Origin of the sequence: Pedococcus sp., from assembly GCF_036000045.1 — a bacterium.
GTDB lineage: Bacteria > Actinomycetota > Actinomycetes > Actinomycetales > Dermatophilaceae > Pedococcus.
This window is the reverse complement of the sequence record NZ_DASYGF010000067.1, coordinates 16,174-41,296: the sequence shown is the minus strand read 5'-3', so window position 1 is coordinate 41,296 and position 25,123 is coordinate 16,174. Positions and strand designations below refer to the sequence as shown.

The following is a 25,123-nucleotide window of genomic DNA, read 5'->3' as shown; positions in this document are numbered from 1 at the left end:
AAGAGCTTCGTCGTGGAACATCAGGATGTTGTGGGACTGCGCCTGGCGAGACTGACTCGTCAGGCGCAGTCACAATCGCATCAGTCGATGCCGGAGCGAGGAGCACCGCCACTTCGAGGAGCTGTCCGTGAAGATCCGCGTCCGATCCGCGAGATCCGCGTTGCTGCAGTTGCGTTGCCCTTCGATCGGTACAAAGCAAAAGCCCCGCAACAATAAGTAGTTGCGGGGCTTCTATTTAAATGGTCGGGGCGACTGGATTTGAACCAGCGACCTCCTGCTCCCGAAGCAGGCGCGCTACCGGGCTACGCTACGCCCCGCCGAACTTCACCCAGGTATCGCCGATGCGCCCAAGAGGACTCGAACCTCTAACCTTCTGATCCGTAGTCAGATGCTCTATCCGTTGAGCTACGGGCGCGGATGCTGCCCCGGGGATCGCCCAGAGCAACGACGGGAAAGACTACCGGTTGACCCCCTCGTGCACGAAATCAGCCCGGGCGTGCCCTCGCGGACCCTCGGGCGCGGCATACCCGGGGGAAGCGAATCGCAAGAAAAATCGCGGCGATTCGCCGTCTTCTTGCAAGCGGCGCAAGAAGCCATCAGCGGCGAGCGCTCTACTCCTAGGTTGTGAGCCGATTCACGAGCGATCCACGGCTCCTGTGGTACACCGCATCGCAGGCGCGGGCGTACGGTGACCAGATCAGAGCGTTCATCATGCGGACATGAGTCTCGCGGGGGCGCTTCACCTCATGGATCCGGGGACGAGTCACATCCGGACGAAAGGGACGGCCGAGTACATGACGACCGAGGCGACAGAGCAGACAGATCAGCGCGTGGGGGGGACGACGCACGCCCGCCTGCAGGCATGGGTCGACGAGGTGGCGGCGCTGACCACCCCTGACCAGGTCGAGTGGGTCACCGGGTCCGACCAGGAGTGGACGCGCCTGACCGACAAGCTCGTCGAGGCCGGCACCTTCGTGCGGCTCGACGAGAAGAAGAAGCCCAACAGCTTCTACGCCGCCTCCGACCCGACCGATGTCGCGCGCGTCGAGGACCGCACCTTCATCTGCTCGGTCGACGAGAAGGACTGCGGGCCCACCAACAACTGGATGGACCCCGAGGAGATGAAGGACCTCATGCGTGGCCTGTACAAGGGCTGCATGAAGGGCCGGACGATGTACGTCATCCCCTTCGTCATGGGTCACCTCAACGCCGATAACCCGATGTTCGGTGTGGAGATCACCGACTCCGAGTACGTCGTGGTCTCGATGCGGGTCATGGCTCGCACCGGTGTCAACGTCCTGCGTCGCATCGAGGAGCTGGGTGAGGACGCGAAGTACGTCCCCGCGCTGCACTCCGTCGGCGCCCCGCTCGAGCCCGGCCAGAAGGACGTGAAGTGGCCGTGCAACCCCGAGAAGTACATCGTCCAGTTCCCCGAGGAGCGGATGATCTGGTCGTTCGGCTCCGGCTACGGCGGCAACGCCCTGCTCGGCAAGAAGTGCTACTCCCTGCGCATCGCCAGCGCCATGGCGCGTGACGAGGGCTGGCTCGCGGAGCACATGCTCATCCTCAAGCTGATCTCTCCCGAGCAGCAGGTCTACTACGTCGCGGCCGCGTTCCCCAGCGCGTGCGGGAAGACCAACCTCGCCATGCTCGCCCCGACCATCCCGGGCTGGAAGGTCGAGACCCTCGGCGACGACATCGCCTGGATGCGCTTCGGTGAGGACGGCCGCCTGTATGCCGTGAACCCCGAGTTCGGGTTCTTCGGTGTCGCCCCCGGCACGAACGAGAAGACCAACCCCAACGCGATGCGCACCATCGAGAAGGGCAACTCCGTCTTCACCAACGTCGCCCTGACCGACGACGGCGACGTCTGGTGGGAGGGCCTGGAGAACGAGCCTGCCCACGCGACGAGCTGGAAGGGCCTGGACTGGACCCCGGACTCGGCCGAGCTGTCGAGCCACCCCAACAGCCGCTACTGCACCCCGATCGAGCAGTGCCCGATCCTGGCCGACGAGTACGACGACCCGCAGGGTGTGCCGATCTCGGCGATCTTCTTCGGCGGGCGCCGCAAGACGACGGTGCCGCTGGTGACCGAGTCCCGCGACTGGGTGCACGGCACGTTCATGGGTGCCACGCTCTCCTCCGAGACGACAGCCGCTGCGACCGGTGCCGTCGGTGTCGTGCGCCGCGACCCGATGGCGATGCTGCCGTTCATCGGCTACAACGCGGGCGACTACTTCCAGCACTGGATCAACATCGGCAAGGACGCGGACGCGACCAAGCTCCCGAAGATCTTCTACGTCAACTGGTTCCGCCGCGACGAGGACGGCGGGTTCCTGTGGCCGGGGTTCGGTGAGAACAGCCGTGTCCTCAAGTGGGCCATCGAGCGCATCGAGGGCAAGGCCGCCGCCATCGAGACCCCGATCGGCCACGTGCCCACGCCGGAGTCCCTCGACACAGACGGCCTCGACATGAGCGACGCCGAGCTCGAGCAGGCGCTGGCCGTGAACCCCGAGGAGTGGAAGGCCGAGATCCCGCAGATCGAGGAGTGGTTCGCCAAGTTCGGCGAGACCCTGCCGACCCAGCTGCGCATCGAGCTCGACGGACTGAAGGCGCGCCTCGGCGTCGAGTGACCCACCTGTCTGTCGCCTGAAGCCACCACTGGAAAGGCCCGGAACCGATGAGGTTCCGGGCCTTTCGGCATACTCGCTGCATGGCACACACCGGCGCGGCACACAGTGGCGTGGTCTTTCCCGAGGTCGACGGCAAGCGCAGCACCTCCGCCCTTGGCCGCGCGGTGGTCGCCGACGCCCTGCGGGACGTCGACCCGGTCGGCGCCCAGGCGGCGGAACGCGAGACCACCTGGCGTCAGGGCTATCTCACCCACTACCGGCGCTTGGTCGAGGCCGGCCTGCTGCGCGACGGTGAGGCGGCAGTCGACATCGCCCGTGCGGGCCTCACCTCACTGCATACCCGGATGCGCGCCACCATCCCCGGAGGCGGCGAGGTCCCCGTCGGCGAGATCTTCGGCGCGGCCGGCGGCCCGACCCTGGAGACGGCAACGATCCGGGGCACAGGGCGCCGGGCCACCGAGCTGAGCGTGCCGCTGCACGGCCACCGCCTCAGCGGCGACGAGCTGCACCGCCAGCTCGACGACTGGACGGCTCGCGGGGTCATGGAGCCGTCGGCCGCGGAGGCGGTGCGCCTCGTCATGGCGAACCCGGACTGGCTCGACCTGTCCGACCACCGGCTGGTGGTGCTGGGCGCGGGTGCCGAGATGGGACCGTTGCGCGCCGTGCTCGCCTGGGGTGGCGACGTGGTGGCGCTCGACCTCCCGCGCCCCGACCTCTGGAAGCGGGTACTCGAGGTGGCAGACGCCTCTGCGGGCACGCTTCACCTGCCGGTGGCTGCCGGGTCGTCGTGGTCCGCCGGTGACCTCGCCGCCCACGCGGGAGCAGACCTGCTCCACTCCTTGCCGGCCGTGGCCGCCTGGCTCAGCGATCTGAACGGTCCCCTCGTGCTGGGCAACTATGTGTATGCCGACGGCGCGACGAACGTCCGCGTCTCGACGGCCGTCGACGTCCTGAGCGCCGAGCTGCTGCGCAGGCGCGACGACGTCTCGCTGGCGTTCCTGGCCACCCCGACCGATGTCTTCGCCGTCCCCGCCGAGGCCGTGGACCACTCCACCAGCAGCTACCGGGGACCGACTCGAGCAATGCGACTGGCCCGGCCCGCCCTGCGGACGCTGACCGGCGGGCGGGTGCTGCGGCGGAACTACGCTCCCGGGTCCGACCCAGGCATCAACGACAGTCTCGTGGCTCAACAGGGGCCGAACTACGCACTGGCCAAACGCCTCCAGCGCTGGCGGGCCACGACAGCTCGACGTGACGGCGTGCCTGTGTCGCTGCACGTCGCCCCGCCGACCCGCACCCGTTCGGTGCTCAAGAACCGCGCGCTCGCCAGTGCGTATGCCGGGGCCCACCGCTTCGGGATCGAGGTCTTCGAGCCCGCCACGAGCAACACGCTGATGGCCGCGCTCCTGGTCCACGACCTGCGGACCCGACCGCGCCCCCTGAGCGCCCCCTGGCGCGAGGAGGCGGAGGGGGCCGTCCACGGAGGGCTGTGGCGCACGGCATACGCACCGCGCAGCGCTCTGGGTCTGGCCGTCGTCATCGGGCTGGGCGGCGCACGCGGCTGAGGCGACGCGCCTAGCTCACGCTGCGGCGCCGCACCCGCTGGTCGGCCAGCGGGCGCACCGCGCCACAGACGGGGACGGCGCTGAAGTCCTTGCCCACGGCATGGGTCTCGCTCTGACCGTATGCCGGACGGCCCCCGCCCCCGCCCCTGCGGACGGCGCCCAGCGCGCGCACCACGCTGCGGCGGGTCATGTCGTGCTCGCGGGCAGCTGTCCGCCGAAGCCGCCAGGACCGCGCTGCCCGCGCCCGAAGCCACCCGGCTGGAACTGTCCCTGGTCCGTGGCGACCGAGCCCGGTCGGTCAGCGGCTGCAGCACCCAGCGCGCCGGCGGTGGACAGGCCGACCGCCAGAGCTGCCGCGATCGCTGTCTTGCGACCGGACCAGGCGGGCGGTTTCAACGCGGGAGCCGTTCCTCCTGCATCGGCTTCCGCGGATCCGGCGGGAGGCAGCGGCACTGTCGCTTCGGCGGCGTGGGTGACCTCGTTGGCCCAGCTGATGCCGGCCGCCTGCTCAGCGGTGGTTGGGGGGGTGCTCATCGGATGCCTCCGGTCGGACGACGAGGTGATGGTGCGAGGTTCGGACGGCGCCCTGTGGACGGGCTGTGACAGGCCCATCGGACCGCTGAGGATCGGTCACAGGGGGCTCACAGGGTTCACACAGCCGTTCGGTGGGCGGCACACAAGGTTGCGGTGTTTCCTTGAGGACATGAGCACGCAGCCGTCCACCTCCGCCAAGCTCCAGCGCCTCGATGGCTCCCCTGTGCGAGTGCTCGTCGTCGATGACGAGACCAACCTGACCGAGCTGTTGAGCATGGCCCTGCGCTATGAGGGCTGGGAGGTCAGGACGGCCAGCACCGGCGCGTCGGCCGTGCGCGCAGCGCGTGACTTCCAGCCCGACGCGGTGGCGCTCGACATGATGCTTCCGGACTTCGACGGCATGGAGGTGCTACGCCGGATGCGTGGTGACAACCCCAATGTCCCCGTCCTGTTCCTCACCGCCAAGGATGCTGTCGAGGACCGAGTGGCGGGCCTCACGGCCGGCGGTGACGACTACGTCACCAAGCCGTTCAGCCTGGAGGAGGTGGTCGCCAGACTCCGCGCCCTCATGCGCCGCACTGCCGTGGTGACCGACGAGTCCTCCTCGATGCTCGTCGTCGGCGACCTCACCATGGACGAGGACAGCCACGAGGTCACCCGCAGCGGCCAGCTGATCCAGCTCACCGCGACCGAGTTCGAGCTGCTGCGGTACCTCATGCGCAACCCGCGCCGCGTGCTGTCGAAGGCCCAGATCCTCGACCGCGTCTGGAACTACGACTTCGGCGGTCAGGCCAACGTCGTCGAGCTCTACATCTCCTACCTGCGCAAGAAGGTCGACGCGGGACGCGACCCGATGATCCACACGATGCGCGGCGTGGGGTACGTCCTCAAGCCGGCGTCATGAGCACAGGCGGTACCGCCCAGCGGGTCCGCGACACGCTCCGGCCCTCGCGCTGGTCCCTGACCGGCAAGCTCGTCGCCGCCGTGGTGGGCCTCTTCCTCACCGTCACCGTGGCCACCGCCTCGCTGACCGTTGTCCTGCTGCACCAGCATCTGGAGCAGCAGCTCGACCAGGACGTCCAGGCCACCGTGTCCCGAGCCGGTGGCGGTGGCGGTGGGCCCCGTGGGCCCGGCGACGGGGGTGGGCCAGGTGGTGGCGGCGTGACACCACCGGGTGGCCTCGGGGAGTCGCTGCGGCTGATCATCTCTGCTGACGGCACCACGACCAGCCATGTCGAGCACCAGCAGGCACTCACCACCCTGAGCTCCGCCCAGATCGCGCAGCTCGACGCAGCGGGCATCGGCCAGACCCCCAAAACAGTCGATGTCAAGGGGCTTGGCCCCTACCGCGTCGCCGCCATGCGTGAGGCGGACGGCGACATCGTGATCGCCGGACTTCCGATGGCGGGCGTCACCGAGACGCTCGACCAGACGATCACCCTGGTGACGGGGGGCACCATCATCGGCTTCGTCCTCGTCACCGTCGGTGGGCTCTGGCTGGTGCGCCGTAACCTCGCTCCCCTGCAGCGGGTCGCCCACACCGCCACGCAGGTGTCCCGGCTCCAGCTGGACACCGGTGACGTCGCCCTGGCACAGCGTGTCGCGCCGGCCGATGCCGACCCGCATACCGAAGTCGGCCAGGTCGGTCTCGCCCTCAACAACCTGCTCGACAACGTCGAGGGCGCTCTGCAGTCACGACACGAGTCGGAGCAGCGGGTGCGCCAGTTCGTCGCGGACGCCTCCCACGAGCTCCGGACGCCCCTCGCCTCCATCCGCGGGTATGCCGAGCTGTCCCGGCGCGAGCGCGAGCCTGTGCCCGCCTCGATCACCCATGCCCTGACTCGAGTGGAGTCTGAAGCCTTGCGCATGCAGGGGCTGGTCGAGGACCTCCTCCTGCTGGCCAGGCTGGATGCGGGGCGCCCCCTGGAGCGAGAGCCGGTCGACCTGTCACTGCTCGCCATGGACGCCGTCAGCGACGCCCATGCCGCCGCACCGGACCACCGGTGGGAGCTCGACCTGCCCGCGGAGCCCGTCGAGGTCCCCGGCGACCACGCCCGGCTCCACCAGGTCGTCGCCAACCTCCTGGCCAACGCCCGCACCCACACGCCGCCCGGCACCCGCGTCACGACCGTCGTCAAGCCCGAGGGGTCATGGGTCCGGGTCAGCGTGTCCGATGACGGTCCCGGCGTGCCGAAGTCGTTGCAGCGCAACGTCTTCCAGAGGTTCACCCGCGGCGACGACTCCCGCAACCGCGCTGCCGGCTCGACCGGGCTCGGCCTGAGCATCGTCGACGCCGTCGCGCGGTCCCATGGCGGCACCGTAGAGCTGGCGAGTGCTCCGGGAGACACCACGTTCACGGTGTTACTGCCCACCACCTGACGTGCCGTCAGGCTCATCAGGGGACCCCAGGGGTGTCACAGCCACCCCATAGCCCGGAGCCCGACCGTGGTGGATATGGACACCACGACCCTCCACCGCAACGCGGCGCCAGGCGCCCTGGACGCCCCCGCCTTCGAAGACCGAACCTCCCCGGGTGACCTCGGCAAGGCGACGACCACCCGCCTGCAGCGCCTGTGGCGCGGCCCGGAGCAGGACCCGTCATGGGCGCGCCCCGCCCTGCTGGGGCTGCTCGTCGCCACGGCTCTCCTCTACCTCTACAACCTGACCGCCAGCGGGTACGCGAACTCCTTCTACTCCGCAGCCGTCCAAGCCGGCAGCGTGAGCTGGAAGGCGTTCCTCTACGGCTCCTCGGACGCTGGCAGCTCCATCACCGTGGACAAGCCCCCGGCGGCGCTCTGGGTCATGGCCCTGTCGGTGCGGACCTTCGGGCTCAGCTCGTTGAGCATCCTGATGCCCGAGGTGCTGATGGGGGTGGCGACCGTCGGCGTTGTCTACGCGACGGTGAAGCGGCAGTTCGGCGCAGCGGCGGGCCTCCTGGCCGGCCTGGTGCTGGCACTGACACCGGTGGCGGTCCTGATGTTCCGCTTCAACAACCCTGACGCACTGCTCGTGCTGCTCATGGCTCTCGGCGCCTGGGCGACCATGAAGTCGATCGAGCAGGGCAGCCCCCGCTGGTTCGCCATCGTCGGCGTCTTCGTCGGTCTGGGATTCCTCACCAAGGCCCTGCAGGTCCTCCTCGTCGTGCCCGCGTTCGGGCTGGCCTACCTCCTGTTCGCTGACACGACTCTCCGGCGGCGCATCACCGGCGCGCTGACCGGGGCCGCCTCGATGGTGCTCAGCGCCGGGTGGTGGGTAGCCATCGTCCAGCTCGTCCCGGCGAGCATGCGCCCCTACATCGGCGGTTCACAGGACAACTCCTTCCTGTCGGTCACCTTCGGCTACAACGGCCTGGGCCGCATCAGCGGCAACGAGACCGGATCCGTCGGCGGCGGCAACGGCTGGGGAACCCCGGGCCTGCTGCGCATGTTCTCCTCGTCGGTGGGTGGCCAGATCTCGTGGCTCCTCCCCGCCGCCGCGATCCTGCTCGCCGTGGGCCTGGTCCTGCGCGGACGGGCGCCGCGGACCGACCTGCGCCGCGCGGCATACGTCGTCTGGGGCGGCTGGCTCATCCTCACCATGCTGACGTTCTCCCTGATGGCAGGCATCTTCCACGAGTACTACACCGTCGCTCTCGCACCGGCCGTAGCGGCAGTCGTCGGCATGGGCGCCGCCGAGGCGTGGAAGCACCGCGCCTCGCGGCTGGGGTCCATCACTCTCGCTGCAGCGGTGGGCGCGACGGCCGTCTGGTCGTTCATGCTCCTGTCGCGCACCGACTGGCAGAGCTGGCTGCGCGTCGCCGTCCTTGCCCTCGGCCTCGCGAGCGCCCTGCTTCTGCTGGCCATCACCCACCTCGAGCGCCGCTGGGTGCCGGCCGTGGTCGCGACGGCACTCGTCGCCGCGCTCGCGGGCCCCGCGGCATACAGCCTCCAGACGGTGAACACGGGGCACACCGGGTCCATCGTCACCGCGGGCCCGTCCACGGGACGAGGAGGCCCCGGAGGCGGCTTCGGCGGCCAGCGTGGCGGCTTCCCGGGCGGTATACCGGGTGGTCCGGCGGGTGGTCTGGCGGCCGGTGCTAACGGCACTCCCCCGCAGGGGTTGACGGGCGCGGCGCCTCGGGGCGGCACTGCCCCACAGGGCTCGACCGGCGGTGGGCTCGGCGGCCTGCTCGACGCCACGACGCCCAACACCGAGGTCACCTCGGCCCTAGCGGCCAACGCCAGATCGTTCCGCTGGGTTGCGGCGGCGATCGGGTCGCAGAACGCCGCCGCACTGCAGCTTGGCACCGGGCTGCCCGTGATGCCCATCGGCGGCTTCAACGGCAGTGACCCCTCGCCGACGCTGGCACAGTTCGAGCAGTACGTGGCGGGCGGTCAGATCCACTACTTCGTGGCAGGTAGTGGGCTGGGTGGCGGGCCCGGTGGTGGACCCGGGGGCGCCCAGTCCGGCACAGGATCCCAGATCTCGGCCTGGGTGGCGTCGCACTTCGCGCAGGTGACGATCGGCGGGTCGACGTTCTACGACCTCACCAAGCCGCTCGGCACCACGTCGACCTCGTCCTCCACCACCCAGAACACCTGAGGGCCGGTCATGGGAGCTCCAGTCCTCGATGTCGTGATCCCCGTCCACAACGAGCAGGGCACGCTTTCGGCCTGTGTGCTGCGTCTGCACGCTCACCTCGTGGCGACGTTCCCGTACCCCTTCAGGATCACGGTGGCCGACAATGCCAGCTCCGACGGGACGCCCCTGGTCGCGTCGGAGCTGGCGGCCACGCTGCCGGCAGTGAAGGTGGTCCTGCTCGCGGAGAAGGGCCGCGGCCGGGCGCTCAAGCAGGCGTGGCTCGCGTCCGACGCACCCATCCTGGCGTACATGGACGTCGACCTGTCCAGCGACCTCGACGCCCTGTGGCCCCTGCTCGCACCCCTGATGTCCGGCCACTCCGACGTGGCCATCGGCTCGCGGCTCGCACGGGGATCGAGGGTGGTTCGCGGGCTCAAGCGCGAGGTCATCTCACGGTGCTACAACGTGATGTTGCGAGGAGCGCTGGGGGCGAGGTTCAGCGACGCCCAGTGCGGCTTCAAGGCGGTCCGGGCAGACGTGGCTGCCGAGCTGCTGCCTCTGGTCGAGGACACCAGCTGGTTCTTCGACACCGAGCTGCTGGTGCTTGCGGAGCGCTCCGGGCTGCGCATCCACGAGGTGCCCGTCGACTGCTTCGACGACGCCGACTCGCGGGTCGACGTGGTCCGCACGGCCCTGGACGACCTGCGCGGAGTGTGGCGGCTCAAGCGGTCTCTGGCGTTGCACCGGCTGCCGGTCGACGACATCGCCGGCCGGATCGGGCGCCGCAGTCCAGGGGCCGGCACGTGGGCCCAGATGGGGCGGTTCGCGGTGGTCGGTGGCCTCACCACGGTCATCCACCTCGGTCTCTTCGCCACCCTACGAGGGTCGGCGGGGACGTCCTCGCAGTCGGCGAACCTCGTGGGCCTGCTGATCGCCGCGCTCGTGAACACCGCTCTCAACCGGCGCTGGACGTTCGGCGTTCGGGGAGCCGGGGCTGCCCGTCACCAGCTCCAGGGGCTGGCCGTCTTCGCCGTCACCTGGATGATGACGGCCGGCGCGCTGGCCCTGTTGCACGGTCTGGACACGGCTCCCTCCACAGCCCTGGCCACCACGGTGGTAGCCGTCGCCACGGCCGCCTCCACGGTCGTGCGGTTCATGGCGATGCGCTCGTGGATGTTCCGCGGGACTCAGAGCTCGTTGAGCACGAACGTGCCTTCGGCGTCCTCGAACACCACGATGCCGGTCCAGTCATAGCCGTCCACCGACCCCTTGCACACGGTCACCAGACCCTGCCCGATCTCTGAGCGGGCGGGGCAGGTGATCGTGTCGACCGAGCCGCCGTCGTCGGTGATGATCTTGGTCAGCTCGGCCTGCAGGTCGTTGCTGGCCACGCCCTTGTCGACCGGTGTCACCTGGCCCGACAGCGCCCCGCCCGGGCCGCTGGCGCTGCTGCCTACGATCATGATGGCGACCCCGACCGCCACGAGCAGCGCCAGAGCGCTCAGGATGACCGCCGTGATGGCCAGCCCGTTGCCACGCTTCGGTGGCGCGGCATACCCCTGCGACACCGGTGGTGGAGGCGGCGCCCAGTACTGCCCATGGCTCGGCGCCGGTGGCACCGGAGCTCCGGACTGCGACCCAGCCGCCGGGAACGGCTGGGTACCGGGGGGCGTGAGCTGGTCGGACATAGATGCTCCTTCGGGTCGTCGGCACAGGATGCCGCAAGCACGGTGCAGAGGTCTCAGAACTCGCTGAGGTTGTCAGTGGCTGTGCCGCTTTGCTCCAGTCGCCGCGCTCCGGATACCCTGTGCGGGCTCGGTCGTCAGTCGGCCGCGCGTGGAGGCGTCGCCTAGTCCGGTCTATGGCGCCGCACTGCTAATGCGGTTTGGGTTTATCGCCCATCGAGGGTTCAAATCCCTCCGCCTCCGCCAGATGCCAGCGGCATCGACAACGCCCGAAGCCACAGGCTTCGGGCGTTGTGCTTGCTGCGTGCCGTGGCCTCAGCTGCAGATGTCCTGGTTGGCCGAGCGCGCCTTGATGGTGGGGACGGCCGTCGCCGCCGGTCCCTGGGTCGCCGTCACGCTGGGGCTGGGCAGCGGCTGCGTGCCGAGGCGGTTGCTCACGGCAACGGCGTTCGGGGAACCTGTTCCCAGGCTCAGCTCGATGGTCGACCCCAGCAACGGGTCCTCCTTCAGCTGCGCTCCGGGGAAGGCTGCTGCGACGGTGCGCGCCGCCTCGCTCCGGCCGGGCCCGTAGCGGACCACCGCCCCCTTGGTCACCGGGCCGGTGCCAGTCACGTACGAGACCACGGTGAAGCCCTGCACCTGAAGGGCGGCCGCCGCCTGCTTGGCGATGCCGGGCACCCCCGAGCTGTTGGTGACCCGGACCTGGATGGCTGACGGGCTCACGGTGAGCGGCTGGTCAGACGTCGGAGAGGCGGTCGGGGTTGCCGTGGGTGGCGTGGTGCCCGGCAGGGGCTGGTCGTTGCGGATCGCGGCCCACAGCACATCCGCGGCCGAGGTCCACTGGACGCGGTTGGGGTCGGCGACATACGGCTCGGTCGGGAGGCGCACGAACTTGATCTGGCTGAGGCCGATGTTGCGGACACTCTCGGCGAGGTCCTTCATGTCGCCGATGCCCATGTCCGTCGTGGTGGCCTGGGTGGCCGCGTCGAGGAACCGGAACAGCCGGTCGGGCCGCAGCAGCAGGGAGGACTGGGTGGCGCCCTGGATCACCGAGGACAGGAAGGCCTGCTGGCGGTCGATCCGGCTCAGGTCCGAGCCGTCGCCGATGGTGTACCGGGCCCGAACGTAGCCCAGCGCCTGCACACCGTCGAGCTTGCTGCGGCCTGGCGGCAGCTTGAGGCCGCTGAGCGGGTCGTTGATCGCGGTGGGCGTGCAGACGGTGACACCCCCGAGGGCGTCCACCATCGACTTGAACCCACCGAAGTCGACCACGATGTAGTGGTTGACGTAGATGTTGGTCAGGCCTTCGAACGTCCTGATCGTGCAGGCCGGTCCGCCGAGGGTGAAGTTGTCGTTCCACTGGCGGATGACACCCGCCTGCACGGTGTCGGACTTGTTCTTGCAGTCGGCAGGCGCCTTGGTCATCGAGTCGCGCGGGATCGACACCACGATCGCCCTCTTGCGGTCGGCGGACAGGTGGATCAGGAGGTTGGTGTCGGAGCGGGCGCCTGACACCGACCCGAAGCTCGAGCCCTGCCCCTGCCTGGTGTCGGACCCCATCACCATGACGTTGAGCGGGGCCAGGTTGGTGACCTTGTCGGTGGTGGCAGCCGGCGCCGGCCGTCGGCCCAGAGCGCCCGAGATGTCGACACGGTTGATGTTGCCGGTGAGCTTGAGATAGACGCCGACCGCGAGGACCAGGGTCACGACGAGCACGGCGGCGATGCCGAAGGCCACGCGCCGCAGCCACGGGTGCCGGTGGGCGTTCGCATGCCGGTCTGCTCGACGGGTGGGCGTGGTCGCCGCGGTGTCCTCGCGCGCGGTGGTGTCCTCGCGCGCGGTGGCGTCCTCGCCCTGGGCAGAGCCTGGGGTTGGCTCGCTCACGTATACCTCACTGACCCGCTCCCGCGGCGCTGAACAAGACGGCGGCGACGGTCGTCGCCTCCGGCGAGTGTACGGTCGCCACCTGGGTGTGCTGTGCCGCCTCTGGTGCGTGTGCTCACGCCACTGCGACGGCGACGAGAGCCGTGAGGTTGGATGGGCCAATGGAACGACGCGTGTGGGTGGGTTCGGTCACCGCGGCAGCGGTCCTGGTGGTGGCTGCCGCCGGGGGCGTGTGGTGGCACGAGTCGGCCTCAGGACGGGCCGACGATACGGCCGCTGGCGTGCAGGTGCAGGACTTCGCCAAGGCGTGGCAGAAGCGCTCCTTCACCGTCACCGGACTGCGGTTCGCGGGGACGACGGCGCAGGCTGTCGCGACACAGTTCCGTAGCGCGACCTCAGGGCTGGGCCCGGGCCCGGTCAGCGTCCGTGCGGGAGGCGTGCAGCGGCAGGGTGACCGCGCCTCGAGCACACTGCACGTGACGTGGAGCCTGTCGGGATCGGTGCCCTGGTCGTACGACGTGCCGGTCACCGTCGTCAAAGGCGCCGGAGGCTGGGCCGTGCAGCTGCCGACCACACGCTCGGCGTGGAACGCACAGCTCGGTCCCAAGGACCGGCTCACCGCGACGCGCACGTGGGGAACCCGGGGCAACCTGCTCGACAGCGCCGGCACCCCCCTCGCCCCGCTCGGCAAGGTCTACGGGGTGCAGATCGACCCGGTGAGGGCCACGCCCCAGTCCGTCGCCGCGCTCGAGAAGATCACCAACGAACCCGCCGGGTCGCTGGTGGCCAAGCTCGCGAGCGCCAAGAAGTCCGGCAGCCAGGCACCGATCCCGGTGATCACCTACCGCCAGGCCGACTTCGACGCGCGGCGCTCGCAGCTCGACGCCCTCGCGGGGGTCATCTATCCCGTCCGCGAGCAGCCCCTGGCCAAGACCCGCACCTTCGCCCAGCCACTCCTGGGCTCGTTCGGACCCGTCAGTGCCGAGCTCATCGCCAAGAGCAAGGGGCGGTATGCCGTGGGCGACTACGCCGGCATCAGTGGCCTCCAAGGACAGTACGACGCCGTCCTCGGCGGGACGCCGGGCGTGCGGGTGACGTCCAGCGCCGCGCCGGGGAAGGCGCTGTTCGACAAGCCGCCGGTCGCCGGCACCGACGTCAAGACCACCCTCGACCCGAGGGTGCAGGACGCCGCGGAGTCCGCGCTCCAGGCAACGGGATCGGTGCCCTCTGCCCTGGTGGCGGTCGACGTGAAGACCGGCGACATCATGGCCTCGGCCAACTCCCCCGCCCTGGGGCTCGACCGGGCGATGACCGGGCACTACCCGCCTGGCTCGGCGTTCAAGATCGTCACGTCGTACGCCCTGCTCACCTCGGGCCAGGTCACTCCCACCACCCCGGTGACCTGCCCTCCCACCTTCGTGGTCGACGGCCGCACCTACAAGAACTACGAGGGTGAGGCGCTCGGGTCACCGACTTTCACCACGGACTTCGCGAAGTCGTGCAACACCGCGTTCGTGCAGCTGTCGACCAAGCTGACCGACGACGCGCTCTCCACCGCCGCCACGGCACTAGGTCTGACCGGCTGGGCCAACACCCTCGGCGTCGCCCACGCCTTCGACGCCAAGGCCCCCGTCAACAACGGCAAGACCGACAAGGCCGCAGGGGCCATCGGCCAGGGCCGCGACGTCGTCTCCCCGCTCGCGCTCGCGGTCCTCGCCGGCAACGTCGCGCGAGGGGCAGTGGTGCCACCAGCCCTCGTCACCTCGCCGGCACCCGCCGGGGCCGACCGGACGCCCAAACCGCTGAACGCGACGGTCGTCAGCCAGCTGCAGGGACTCATGGGGGCGGTGGTCGCGCAGGGCACGGGCCAGGCGCTCGTCGGCACTCCCGGAGGCATCGTGCGGGGCAAGACCGGGACCGCCGAGTTCGGCAGCGGCAACCCGCCGCAGACCCATGCCTGGTTCATCGGGTTCCAGGGCGACATCGCCTTCGCGGTGCTCGTCGAGGTCGGCAAGAGCGGAGGGACCGTGGCGGCGCCCGTGGCTCGGGCGTTCCTCACTCGCCTGGCGCAGGGGTGACCATCACGAGCGGTCCGCGCTGACGCGGCATACGGGAAACAGCAAGGCCCCCACCGCAATGGTGGGGGCCTTGTCTGAAGACTGGTGGTTAAGCAGTCCTCGGATCAGATCGGGCGAACGGCGTCAGCCTGGGGGCCCTTGGGCCCCTGGGTGACCTCGAACTCCACGCGCTGTGCCTCGTCCAGCGAGCGGTAGCCCGAGGACTCGATCGCCGAGTAGTGGACGAACACGTCCGGGCCGCCGCCGTCCTGGGCGATGAAGCCGAAGCCCTTTTCAGCGTTGAACCACTTAACGGTTCCCTGTGCCATGGGGTAACTCTTTCTTTTGTAGCCATTGGGAGCGACGCACCTTGCGAAGCCCCCGGCTGCCCCACACAACCCCAACGGACGGGACCATGCCCGGCCTCGGATGACCTGCCCTCCTAAGAAGGCAAATGCCCGCTCTGATGGTGCTAGGGCGGGCACTTCGTCGACCTGCGAGGAACTGCTTGTTGCAACCGCGACAGACGCTAGCACGCAGGGCGCAGGTCGTGCTGCCTGACGACGGGATTTCTCCGCCGCGGTCAGTCGAGCGGGCGGCCCTTGTTCGTACGCCCGCGCTAGACCCCGCGTACCTCGCGCACCGGCCCACGGTCGCCGCGGATCACGGCGACCATGTCGACGACGCGACGGGTCGCTCTCACGTCGTGTGCGCGGAACACCGTCGCGCCGAGCCAGGCGGCCACGGCGGTCGCCGCGAGGGTGCCCTCCAGGCGCTCGTCGGGGTCCAGACCCAGGGCCTCACCCACGAAGTCCTTGCGCGACAACGCCTGCAGCACCGGATACCCCAAGGACGTCACGTCGGCCGTGTGCCGGAGCACCTCCAGGGAGTGCCGCGTCGTCTTGCCGAAGTCCAGTGTGGGGTCCACGAGGATCCGCTCCGCCGGTATGCCGGCCGCCTCGGCCAGCCGCGCGCCCTCGGCCAGCGTGCGCAGCACGTCGCGCACGACATCGAGCGGGTCCGGTCCGTACGTCACCTTGACGGGGTCGGTGCGCGGCGGCAGTCCACCGGTGTGCGAGCACACCACCCCGGCACCGATGCGCGCGGCGACAGTGACGAGCTCGGGGTCGTGACCCGCCCAGGTGTCGTTGACGAGGTCGAGGCCGTGCGCGCCCGCTTCGGCGGCCACCTCCGAGCGCCAGGTGTCGAGGCTGAGCACCAGGTCGGGATAGGCCGCGCGCGCGTGCTCGAGGAACGGCATCACGCGCTCCAGCTCCTCCTGCCCCGACACCGCGGAGCCCTCCTGGCCGGCCCGCACACCCCCGATGTCGACGATGTCGGCACCCGCGTCCACGGCCGCGTCGAGCGCCCTGCGAGCCGAGTCCATGTCGGCGTGCCTGTTCCCGGCGAAGAACGAGTCCGGCGTCCGGTTGATGATGCCCATGACGGCGGGCCGGCTCGCGTCGAAGGTGCGGCCTCGCAGGCGCAGAGCGGGGGCGCGCGGAAGTCCCAGGGGCGTCGGATCGGGCAGCGGCACGCCGTCATCCTCGCACCAGCCCCTTCCCTCTCGACGCGGGGAGGAGCAGAGTGGAGACCTCGGACCGACGTCTTCGGAGGTGCACCGACATGAAGGCGAAGAAGGGCGACCACATCGTTCTCGCTGGTGAGCAGGTGGACCGGCCGACTCGCGACGGTGAGGTGCTCGAGGTCCGCGGCGATGACGGCGCCCCGCCCTATCTGGTGAAGTGGCGCGACGGGCACACCGGGCTGCTCTACCCGGGACCAGGGTCGGTCCTGCGGGTCGCCGACAGCGGTAGCGATGTCCACGCGTACACCGGACCGCCGGCCAGCGGAGTGATCCGTCACTGGGACGTGCAGGTGTCGATCTTCGAGGCAGGTGACGACACCACGGCGACGGTCGCCCTCATCGCCAACTCACCCGACCACCTCACCGGGCGCGGCAGCACCCACCGCAGTGCCGGCGACCGAGGCGACCCGAGGATCGGTGACGAGGTCGCGGTCGCCCGCGCCCTGCGCCACCTCGCCGACGACCTGCTGGCCCGGGCAGCCCACGACATCGAGACATCGACCGGCGACGTCGACGTGGTGGTCCGTTCGCGCTGACCGCGACAGGCGCGGCTCCCGCAGCCCGCCCGGCTCGCTAGCTGCCCGTGGTGAAGCCGTCGGCGACGGTGAGCGCCTCGTCGAGGATGGCCAGGCCCTCGCGCACCTCCTCTGCCGTCGTGGTGCACGGCGGCACCACGTGAGTGCGGTTGAAGTGGGTGAACGGCCACAGCCCGCGCTCCTTGCAGGCCGCGGCGAAGTCGTTCATGGGTTTGGCGTCGGCACCTGAGGCGTTGAACGGCACGAGGGGCTCACGGGTATGCCGGTCGCGCACCAGCTCCACGGCCCAGAACACCCCCAGCCCGCGCACCTCACCGACGCTGGGGTGTCTGTCGGCGATCGCTCGCAGGCCGGGGCCGATCACGTCCGCTCCCAGGGAGCGGGCGTGCTCGATGATGCCCTCCTCCTTGAAGATCGTGATCGAGGCGACCGCCGAGGCGCAGGCCAGCGGATGGCCCGAGTAGGTCAGGCCACCTGGGTAGGGCCGCTGGTCGAAGCTCTGCGCGATCCGCTCGGAGATCACGACCCCGCCCAGCGGCACGTAGCCGCTGTTGACCCCCTTGGCGAAGGTGATGAGGTCCGGGGCGACGCCCCAGTGGTCGACAGCGAACCACTCGCCACAGCGACCGAACCCCGCCATCACCTCGTCCGCGATCATGACGATCCCGTGCTCGTCGCAGAGGTCGCGGACACCTTGGAGGTAGCCCGGTGGTGGCACGAGGATGCCGTTGGTGCCGACGACCGTCTCCAGGATGATGGCCGCGATCGTCTGCGGGCCCTCGACCATGACCAGGTCGCGCAGGTGCTGCAGGGCCCGCTCGGACTCCTCCTGCTCGGTCTCGGCGTGGAACGCCGAGCGGTAGAGGTACGGACCCCAGTACCGCACGATGCCCGGCATACCCGGCTCCGAGGGCCAACGCCGAGGGTCGCCGGTCATCGCGATGGCACCCGCGGTGGCACCGTGGTAGCTGCGGTACGCGGCCATCACCTTGTGGCGTCCCGTGTGCAGGCGGGCCATGCGCAGGGCGTTCTCGGTCGCCTCGGCGCCCCCGTTGGTGAAGAAGACGCGGTCGAGGTCGCCGGGGGCCAGCTCGGCGATGAGCCGCGCCGCCTCTGAGCGGGCGTCGTTGGCGAAGGCCGGGCTGATGGTGGTCAGCCGGGCCGCCTGCTCCTGGATCGCCGCCACCAGCCTGGGGTGCTGGTAGCCGATGTTGACGTTGACGAGCTGGCTGGAGAAGTCGAGGTAGCGCCGCCCCTCGTAGTCGGTGAAATGAGACCCCTGGGCCGAGGCGATGGGCAGTGGGTCGATGAGGCCCTGGGCGGACCAGGAGTGGAAGACGTGCGCCCGGTCGTCGCGCCGGACCTGCTCCTCGGTCGCGAGGGCCGGCGCGTTCTGGAGGGTCGACTCGTGAGCGCTCATCAGCGGGTCCTCGGGAAGCCGAGGTCGACCGACGACGTGGCCGGGTCGGGCCAGCGCTGTGTGACGACCTTGCCGCGGGTGTAGAAGCTGATGCCCTCGGGCCCGTACATGTGCGTGTCTCCGAACAGCGAGTCCTTCCACCCCCCGAAGGAGTAGTAGGCGACCGGCACGGGGATGGGCACGTTGATGCCGACCATGCCGACCTGCACGTCGTACTGGAACTGGCGCGCCGCGCCGCCGTCGCGCGTGAAGATGGCGGTCCCGTTGGCGTAGGGGTTGGCGTTGATGAGTGCCAGGCCCTCCTCGTAGGTGTCCACCCGGACGACCGAGAGCACGGGCCCGAAGATCTCGTCGGTGTAGACCGTCATCTGGGGCGTGACGTGGTCGAGCAGCGTCGTGCCGAGGAAGAAGCCTTCGGACGGGAGCTCACCGGACCGGCCGTCCACGACCACCTCCGCCCCGGCCGCCTCCCCCGCGTCGACGTAGCCCGCGACCTTGTCTCGATGCTCGGCCGTGATGAGCGGACCCATGTCCGTGCCCGGCTCGGCTCCGTCGCCGATGGTGAGCTTGGGCAGGCGCACGGCGATCGCGTCGACGAGCGGCTGGGCGATGTCCCCGACCGCGACCGCGACCGAGAGGGCCATGCACCGTTCACCTGCCGCGCCGTATGCCGCGGAGACGACGGCGTCGGCGGCCAGGTCGAGGTCGGCGTCGGGCAGGACCAGAGCGTGGTTCTTGGCGCCGCCCAGGGCCTGGACCCGCTTTCCGGCGGCGGTGCCACGCTCGTAGATGGACCTGGCGATGGGCGTCGACCCGACGAAGCTCACCGCGCTGATGCCCGGGTGGTCGAGGATGGCGTCGACGGCGACCTTGTCGCCCTGCACGACGGTGAAGACGCCGTCGGGCAGACCGGCCTCCTGCCACAGCTGCGCGATGAACAGCGCCGCCGACGGGTCCTTCTCGCTGGGCTTGAGGATGAACGCGTTGCCGCAGGCGATGGCGTTGGCGCACATCCACAGCGGCACCATCGCGGGGAAGTTGAAGGGCGTGACGCCGGCGACGACACCCAGTGGCTGACGGATGCTGTAGACGTCCACCCCCGAGGCCGCCTGCTCGGTGAAGCCACCCTTGAGCAGGTTCGGGACGCCTGCGGCGAACTCGACGTTCTCGAGGCCACGGGCGATCTCGCCTTCGGCGTCGGAGAGCACCTTGCCGTGCTCGGCCGTGATGATGGCGGCGAGGTCCGGCGTCCGCTGGTGCAGCAGCTCCCTAAAGGCGAAGAGCACCGCCGAGCGACGGCTCAGCGACGCGTTGCGCCACTCGCGCGCGGCAGCGGCGGCACTGGCCACAGCAGCGTCGATCTCCTCCGCCGACGCCAGGTCGACGTGGGCGCTCACCTGGCCGGTGGCGGGGTTGTAGACGGGCGCCTCGCGTCCCGAGACACCCGCCCGGGCGCGGCCGTCGATCCAGTGCGTGATGGTGCTGCTCATGCCGCCCACGCTAACGGCCTGGCTCTGGTCACACAATAGAGTCATTGCTATGGTACAAAGATGACGGACCGGGTTCTGACCGCCATCGAGGGACACCTCGACCAGTCCACCGCCAAGGGCCTGGCCCACGCCGTCTCGGCGGCCATCCGCGACGGCGCACTCTCTGCCGGCGACCGGCTGCCGCCCATCCGCACGGTCGCCACCCAGCTCGCCCTCTCACCGACGACCGTCAGCTCGGCGTGGGGCCTGTTGTCCCGAGCGGGCACGGTCAGCACCGACGGGCGCCGCGGGACGACCGTGCTGGGCCCGCTCGCGCCTGCCGGTCGCTACCAGCAGGCCCTCGAGCATCAGGACGGTTTCGCCCTCGACCTGTCGACGGGGGTGCCCGACCCCGACCTGCTGCCCAGCCTTGCCCCTGCCCTCGCCTCCCTGACCGCCACAGCAACGGCGACGACGGGCTCCTATCTCGACGATCCGGTCCTGCCGGGGCTCGCCGACGTGCTCCTGGACGACTGGCCGTATGCCGTGGCCGAGCTCGCGGTGGTCGACGGCGCCATGGATGCCCTCGACCTGGTCGTCCGGACCGCCCTGCGCTTCGGGGACCGTGTCGTCGTGGAGGACCCCTGCTTCCCACCGCTCGTGGACCTGCTGGAGTCCATGGGGGCGCAGCTCGTGGGCGTCCCCCTCGACGCCGAGGGGCTGGCACTGGAGCCGCTCGCCGCCGCCCTGAGCGAGCCCGTGGCTGCGGTCTTCCTCCAGCCGCGCGCCCAGAACCCGACGGGGGTGACGATGACGGCCCGCCGGGCGCGGGCCATCACCGGGTTGCTCCACGGCACTGCGACCCTCGTGGTCGAGGACGACTCGGCCGCGGGCCTGTCCCCCGCACCAGCCGTGAGCCTGGGCCGCTGGCGCCCGGAGCACACGGCATACGTGCGGTCGTTCTCGAAGTCCCACGGCCCCGACCTGCGCCTGGCCGCACTGTCGGCACCCCCTGAGCTGATGCGGTCCGTCTCGGCTCGCCGCCAGCTGGGGCAGGGGTGGTCGAGCCGGCTGCTGCAGCAGGTGCTGCTCAGCCTGCTCACCGATGCGGGGACGCGGGCGAGCATCGACGCCGCGAGGGAGACGTATGCCGCTCGCAGAAGTGTCCTCGTCACCGCGCTGGCGGCCCGCGGCGTGGAGGTCGGCGGTACCGAGGGGCTCAACGTCTGGGTCCCCGTGCACGACGAGACAGCGGCGGTGGTGCGCCTGGCCAGCCAGGGGATCGGCGTGGCCCACGGCGCGCCGTTCCGGGTGGGCCATGCCCCTGGGGGCGGAGGGCATATCCGACTGACGGTGGGGCTGGCGCGCGACGGCTTCGACGAGCTGGCCGACGCGGTGGCCGCGGCCGCACGGACGACCAGCCGCAGCGCCCGGGCCCGGTGAGCGAACTGGACGGCGCGAAGGCCGGGCTGCAGGGTTGCCCGGCCTCCGGCCCGCTGCCCGAAAGCAGACGTCCTTGTGTCCTGAGGTCCGACGCCACATCGTCAGGGCGTCATCCCTCACGAGTGTCGTTCAGTTCACCCAGGATTGCTAGTGATTCCCCCCGTTGTTCGCCGGATGAAAGTCTCCGATGCCCCGCGCTCAGCCCACACTCCCCAGCCTGGTCGTTCACCCGCATCAGGCAACGTAGTCGACCTCTGGCAGGGGGAAGATCGTCCGGATCGATGAGCCTCGCCTACGTCAGATCACACTGGTGAGGCGGCCCCAGCGCGGCTACGGCGCCCACGCGGACGGTCGTCGGGGCCTCAGCAGCCCGCCGTCGGGCGTCACGGTCACACTCGGCGGAGGGCGTGGGATTCGAACCCACGATGACGTTGCCGCCATAGCGGTTTTCAAGACCGCCGCACTAGGCCACTATGCGAGCCCTCCAAGGCTGAGCGCCCCGTTGACGGACCCCAGCCAGCGACGGGCTGATGTCCGGTTCCAGATGAGACCGCCGCACCGACAAGATACAGGTCAGCGCGAGGGCTCAGTGCTTCCGGACCGCGATCACCGCGTTGTCCGGCAGACGCTCGATGTGGAAGTGCGCAGCGTCGAACGACTGTGGCGAGAACGGCACGTTCAGCCACTGCCACTTGGTCTCGTTGGCCACGTGCAGCACGAACACGTCGATGGGACCGTACGGCGTCTTGTCGGCAGCAGCCGCGAACTGCGCCGGATCGGTGATCTTGGCCAGCTTCTTGATCTCGGCCGTCCGGGCGTCCCACAGCGTGAGCGTGTTGGCGGAAAGGCGGTCGACCGCCGTGTAGCCGTAGTACGTGGTGAAGGCGAACAGCCGCTGGTCATACACCAGGACCACCGGCCGCGCCTTGGCGCCGAGCTGGGAGGTCACCACCCGCTCGATGTCGCTCGTGGGGAAGCGCGGGTAGATGTAGCCGGCCGGGGGCGCGAACCGCACCAGTGAGCCGTCGGGCAGCGGCTCGGCATGCGCGTCGCTGCCGCGGTTCACGTCGCCGACCGCCGTGACGGAGTCGCGCAGGCCGCGCGGCCCGGCGACCCACTGCGGCCAGCCCTGCACGAACGCCCACACGACGAGGACGACGACGACGGTCACGGCCACGACTCGCTCACGTGGAACCCTGCCGACCGACGCGATGGACAGGCGCCGCCAGAGCTGGGGGACGGCCTCGGCGACGGTGAGCACGCCGCCGACCATGAACAGCATGCTGATGAGGGTCTCGGTGTACTGCAGGTACCCCGTGTGGTTGTCGTACGCGGTCCGCAGCAGGAACGCCACGCGGTACGCATAGCTGCCCAGCACGAGCAGCAGCAGCGGCTGCGCCCACCAGGTGGTGCGCCGGTACCACAGCATCCCGAGCAGCCCGACGAGCTGGATCGCGGCGAGGGGAGTGACCTGCAGGAACGGCAGGTACAAGGGGTGGTCGGAGATCGCAGCCGACATCCAGAGGTCGCTCACGCGCTCGCTGGGCTGGGTCAGCACGTCCCACCCGAACGGCACCAGGTACCAGGATGCGACGACCAGGGCAGTGACGGCGACGCCCAGCAGGTGCAGGAGGTAGCGACCGCGCGCCGCCGCGGCGCGGAAGTTCAGGATCAGCAGCGCCACGATGCCCGCAGCGGCGTAGAAGATCCACGCCTCGTAGGTCAGCACCAGCAGGCCACCGATGATGCCGGAGGACAGCCAGTGCAGGCCGCCACGCTCGCGCGGCAGGCGCAGGCAGGTGGCGAGGATCCATGGGGTGAACACCAGGAGCGCGATGAACTCGTAGTCCTTGCTGGGCCCTGCGAAGACGGCCGGCGACAGCCCGGCGATCGCGAAAGCCACGCCTGGGCTGACCAGTCGCCTCCACAGCACGTAGCTGAGCACCACGGCGCCCGTCATCACGACGATCTGCATGTCGCCGAACAGCTGCCATGCCGGCCGGTCGACCACGCGGGCCACGTGACCGACGATCCACGGGTACAGCGGCGGGTACTCGCTCGGCATACCCTTGATGAACGGGTCCGCGGACGCCGAGGTGTCCATGAACTTCATGGCCATCGCCACGAAGCGGCCGGCGTCGCCGCTCAGGAGCCCGAAGCCATAAGGGGAACCGTGCAGTGTGGTGGCCAGGACGAGCGCCATCCAGGCGGAGTAGACACCGATCCCGACGCCGATGAGCTGGTCAGAGCGCCGCAGGAGGAACAGGGCGAGGACGACCGCGCCGGCCACCGCACCCACGCCCATCGGCATGACCACGCCGCCGACGGTGTAGGGATCGAGGTCGAACCAGCGAACGAGCACCACAGCCAACGCCGTCCCCACCACCCAGGTGGCGACGGCCACCGCGCTGTCGGACGTGAAGCCGCCCCGCATGCGCCGGGCCACTGCGCCCCCCTGACCCGCGGCGAGGGGCTCCTTACGGGTGGGGCGGTCCGCCCGTGGCAGGACCCGGCTGAAGGCACGTCGGCCGGAAGCGATCCACGCATGGCTCATGGCGAGCACCCTATAGAACCCGGCCGGATGTTTCGGCTGGCGTGGTGACCGCCAACGGGCTCGGCTACGCCAGGGCCGTGTCCAAGGACATGTTCAGTACCGCCGCTGCGCTCACATGGGCGCTGAGCAGGGGTTTTGTTAGGGTCGAACCCCCGACCAAAGGATACGAACCATGTCCAAGCTGTCATTCCTCGCTGGGCTCGGTGTCGGCTACGTGCTCGGCGCCAAGGCCGGCCAGAAGCGCTACAACCAGATCCGCACCCAGGCCGACCGGGTGTGGTCCAGCGGGCCCGTGCAGTCGCGCGTCGACACGGTGAAGCAGACGGTCAAGGAGCAGGCTCCGGTCGTCGCCGCCAAGCTCGGTGACGCGGCGAAGTCTGCCGGGGCGTCCGCGATGGACCGCGTCACGGGCGAGGACCTCCCGCCGAGCCTGCATCGCGGCACCGACGGTCACCTCCACGCCGACACCACCGGCTACGGTCCGGGCGGCGAGAGGCTCCCCTGACCCTGGGCGCACGCCGCCCGGCGCGACATGCCCGTTGGTATGCCGCGCCGGGCGGTCGTGCGTCAGGGCCCTGCGCTCAGATCCAGAGAGCCGGGTCCTTGAACATCGCCTCGTAGGGGTCCTCGCGCCCGTGCGGGAACCGGATCACCGCCGGTATGCCGGTCGCGATGGCCCCCGTCGGCACGTCCTTGACGACCACGGAGTTCGCGCCGATCTGCACGTCGTCCCCGATGTAGACAGGGCCGAGGATGCGCGCTCCCGCCCCGACGGTCACACGGCTGCCGACCGTGGGATGGCGCTTGACCCGCTGCAACGAGCGGCCGCCGAGCGTCACACCGTGATAGAGCATCACGTCGTCGCCGACCTCCGCGGTCTCGCCGATCACCACACCCATGCCGTGGTCGATGAAGAAGCGGCGCCCGATGACGGCACCCGGGTGGATCTCCACACCGGTGACCGAGCGGACGAACGTCATCAGCAGGCGTGCGGCCGGCTTGCCAAGACCGCCGCGAACCCAGAGCCGGTGCGCGAGGCGATAGGCCCAGATGGCATGCAGACCGGGAGAGTTCAGCAGGACGTCGGCTCGAGACGACGCTGCCGGGTCACGCTCGATCGCCGCGTCGAGGTCGTCGACGATGCGGCTGCGCGCGTGCCGGGCGTAGAGGGCTGGGGACACTGGGGAAGCGCCGC

21 protein-coding genes and 4 tRNA genes are annotated in these 25,123 nt (G+C 70.1%); 12 read left to right on the top strand and 13 right to left on the bottom strand.

Features of this window, described 5'->3' with window-relative positions:
• Positions 1-216: hypothetical protein (locus VGN50_RS10310; protein ID WP_327444668.1), on the top strand; the 216-nt coding region annotated here is incomplete at its 5' end.
• 24 nt (positions 217-240) lie between these two features.
• Here VGN50_RS10310 and VGN50_RS10305 read toward each other — a convergent pair.
• Together VGN50_RS10305 and VGN50_RS10300 are read right to left on the bottom strand one after the other, a co-directional pair.
• Positions 241-317, bottom strand: a tRNA-Pro gene (locus VGN50_RS10305).
• Between the two features lie 25 nt (positions 318-342).
• Positions 343-415: transfer RNA gene (locus VGN50_RS10300), tRNA-Arg, on the bottom strand.
• A 379-nt stretch (positions 416-794) separates the two neighbouring features.
• Between VGN50_RS10300 and VGN50_RS10295 the strand changes: the two genes are divergently transcribed.
• Complete coding sequence (locus VGN50_RS10295; RefSeq protein WP_327444672.1) at positions 795-2,633, top strand: phosphoenolpyruvate carboxykinase (GTP); 1,839 nt, start codon at positions 795-797, stop codon at positions 2,631-2,633.
• 80 nt (positions 2,634-2,713) lie between these two features.
• Positions 2,714-4,198 (top strand): hypothetical protein, encoded by a 1,485-nt coding sequence (locus VGN50_RS10290; protein ID WP_327444667.1) that lies wholly within the window; start codon positions 2,714-2,716, stop codon positions 4,196-4,198.
• A 10-nt stretch (positions 4,199-4,208) separates the two neighbouring features.
• Here VGN50_RS10290 and VGN50_RS10285 read toward each other — a convergent pair whose 3' ends face one another.
• Both VGN50_RS10285 and VGN50_RS10280 read right to left on the bottom strand, forming a co-directional pair.
• A complete protein-coding gene (locus VGN50_RS10285; RefSeq protein WP_327444666.1) occupies positions 4,209-4,388 on the bottom strand; it encodes a hypothetical protein in 180 nt (59 codons plus the stop codon).
• Complete coding sequence (locus VGN50_RS10280; protein ID WP_327444665.1) at positions 4,385-4,732, bottom strand: hypothetical protein; 348 nt, start codon at positions 4,730-4,732, stop codon at positions 4,385-4,387. Before VGN50_RS10280 ends, VGN50_RS10285 begins: the two co-directional genes overlap by 4 nt.
• 169 nt (positions 4,733-4,901) lie before the next feature.
• On the opposite strand from VGN50_RS10280, the gene VGN50_RS10275 reads away from it, so the two are divergent.
• The 4 genes from VGN50_RS10275 (at position 4,902) to VGN50_RS10260 (ending at position 10,546) form a co-directional block, all read left to right on the top strand.
• The gene (locus tag VGN50_RS10275) at positions 4,902-5,636 is read left to right on the top strand and encodes a response regulator transcription factor (RefSeq protein ID WP_327444664.1); all 735 of its coding nucleotides are present in this window, start codon (positions 4,902-4,904) and stop codon (positions 5,634-5,636) included.
• The gene (locus VGN50_RS10270) at positions 5,633-7,111 is read left to right on the top strand and encodes a HAMP domain-containing sensor histidine kinase (RefSeq protein WP_327444663.1); all 1,479 of its coding nucleotides are present in this window, start codon (positions 5,633-5,635) and stop codon (positions 7,109-7,111) included. The genes VGN50_RS10275 and VGN50_RS10270 overlap by 4 nt, the downstream gene beginning before the upstream one ends.
• A gap of 75 nt (positions 7,112-7,186) precedes the next feature.
• Positions 7,187-9,313, top strand: a complete 2,127-nt coding sequence (locus VGN50_RS10265; RefSeq protein WP_327444662.1) for a glycosyltransferase family 39 protein — start codon at positions 7,187-7,189, stop codon at positions 9,311-9,313.
• 9 nt (positions 9,314-9,322) lie between these two features.
• On the top strand, positions 9,323-10,546 hold the full coding sequence (locus VGN50_RS10260) for a bifunctional glycosyltransferase family 2/GtrA family protein (RefSeq protein WP_327444661.1): 1,224 nt from the start codon (positions 9,323-9,325) through the stop codon (positions 10,544-10,546).
• Here VGN50_RS10260 and VGN50_RS10255 read toward each other — a convergent pair.
• Entirely contained in the window at positions 10,480-10,980 is a 501-nt protein-coding gene (locus tag VGN50_RS10255; protein WP_327444660.1) for a DUF4333 domain-containing protein, read from the bottom strand. The two genes, VGN50_RS10260 and VGN50_RS10255, sit on opposite strands and share 67 nt — an antisense overlap.
• A 150-nt stretch (positions 10,981-11,130) precedes the next feature.
• On the opposite strand from VGN50_RS10255, the gene VGN50_RS10250 reads away from it, so the two are divergent.
• A tRNA-Ser gene (locus VGN50_RS10250) sits at positions 11,131-11,223 on the top strand.
• A 69-nt stretch (positions 11,224-11,292) separates the two neighbouring features.
• On the opposite strand, the gene VGN50_RS10245 is transcribed toward VGN50_RS10250, so the two are convergent.
• Positions 11,293-12,861: an LCP family protein gene (locus tag VGN50_RS10245; RefSeq protein WP_327444658.1), complete on the bottom strand. Its 1,569-nt coding sequence runs from the start codon at positions 12,859-12,861 to the stop codon at positions 11,293-11,295.
• 161 nt (positions 12,862-13,022) lie between these two features.
• Here VGN50_RS10245 and VGN50_RS10240 point away from each other — a divergent pair, with 161 nt between their 5' ends.
• A complete protein-coding gene (locus tag VGN50_RS10240) occupies positions 13,023-14,939 on the top strand; it encodes a penicillin-binding transpeptidase domain-containing protein (RefSeq protein WP_327444657.1) in 1,917 nt (638 codons plus the stop codon).
• A gap of 104 nt (positions 14,940-15,043) precedes the next feature.
• Here the strand turns inward: VGN50_RS10240 and VGN50_RS10235 are convergent, their stop codons facing one another.
• Together VGN50_RS10235 and folP are read right to left on the bottom strand one after the other, a co-directional pair.
• Positions 15,044-15,247, bottom strand: a complete 204-nt coding sequence (locus VGN50_RS10235; RefSeq protein ID WP_056882965.1) for a cold-shock protein — start codon at positions 15,245-15,247, stop codon at positions 15,044-15,046.
• A 290-nt stretch (positions 15,248-15,537) separates the two neighbouring features.
• On the bottom strand, positions 15,538-16,455 hold the full coding sequence (gene folP / locus VGN50_RS10230; RefSeq protein WP_327444656.1) for a dihydropteroate synthase: 918 nt from the start codon (positions 16,453-16,455) through the stop codon (positions 15,538-15,540).
• Between the two features lie 89 nt (positions 16,456-16,544).
• On the opposite strand from folP, the gene VGN50_RS10225 reads away from it, so the two are divergent.
• Complete coding sequence (locus tag VGN50_RS10225) at positions 16,545-17,042, top strand: dsRBD fold-containing protein (RefSeq protein WP_327444655.1); 498 nt, start codon at positions 16,545-16,547, stop codon at positions 17,040-17,042.
• Between the two features lie 37 nt (positions 17,043-17,079).
• On the opposite strand, the gene VGN50_RS10220 is transcribed toward VGN50_RS10225, so the two are convergent.
• Both VGN50_RS10220 and VGN50_RS10215 read right to left on the bottom strand, forming a co-directional pair.
• The gene (locus VGN50_RS10220; RefSeq protein WP_327444654.1) at positions 17,080-18,462 is read right to left on the bottom strand and encodes an aspartate aminotransferase family protein; all 1,383 of its coding nucleotides are present in this window, start codon (positions 18,460-18,462) and stop codon (positions 17,080-17,082) included.
• On the bottom strand, positions 18,462-19,952 hold the full coding sequence (locus VGN50_RS10215; RefSeq protein ID WP_327444653.1) for a CoA-acylating methylmalonate-semialdehyde dehydrogenase: 1,491 nt from the start codon (positions 19,950-19,952) through the stop codon (positions 18,462-18,464). The genes VGN50_RS10220 and VGN50_RS10215 overlap by 1 nt, the downstream gene beginning before the upstream one ends.
• 60 nt (positions 19,953-20,012) lie before the next feature.
• On the opposite strand from VGN50_RS10215, the gene VGN50_RS10210 reads away from it, so the two are divergent.
• Positions 20,013-21,374: an aminotransferase class I/II-fold pyridoxal phosphate-dependent enzyme gene (locus tag VGN50_RS10210; RefSeq protein WP_327444652.1), complete on the top strand. Its 1,362-nt coding sequence runs from the start codon at positions 20,013-20,015 to the stop codon at positions 21,372-21,374.
• A gap of 399 nt (positions 21,375-21,773) precedes the next feature.
• Here the strand turns inward: VGN50_RS10210 and VGN50_RS10205 are convergent.
• Together VGN50_RS10205 and VGN50_RS10200 are read right to left on the bottom strand one after the other, a co-directional pair.
• A tRNA-Ser gene (locus tag VGN50_RS10205) sits at positions 21,774-21,860 on the bottom strand.
• Positions 21,861-21,960: 100 nt separating this feature from the next.
• Positions 21,961-23,928, bottom strand: a complete 1,968-nt coding sequence (locus tag VGN50_RS10200; protein WP_327444650.1) for an arabinofuranosyltransferase — start codon at positions 23,926-23,928, stop codon at positions 21,961-21,963.
• A gap of 172 nt (positions 23,929-24,100) precedes the next feature.
• On the opposite strand from VGN50_RS10200, the gene VGN50_RS10195 reads away from it, so the two are divergent.
• Positions 24,101-24,433 (top strand): YtxH domain-containing protein, encoded by a 333-nt coding sequence (locus tag VGN50_RS10195; RefSeq protein WP_327444649.1) that lies wholly within the window; start codon positions 24,101-24,103, stop codon positions 24,431-24,433.
• Positions 24,434-24,509: 76 nt separating this feature from the next.
• On the opposite strand, the gene cysE is transcribed toward VGN50_RS10195, so the two are convergent.
• Positions 24,510-25,109, bottom strand: a complete 600-nt coding sequence (gene cysE / locus VGN50_RS10190; RefSeq protein WP_327444648.1) for a serine O-acetyltransferase — start codon at positions 25,107-25,109, stop codon at positions 24,510-24,512.
• Positions 25,110-25,123: the final 14 nt, after the last annotated feature.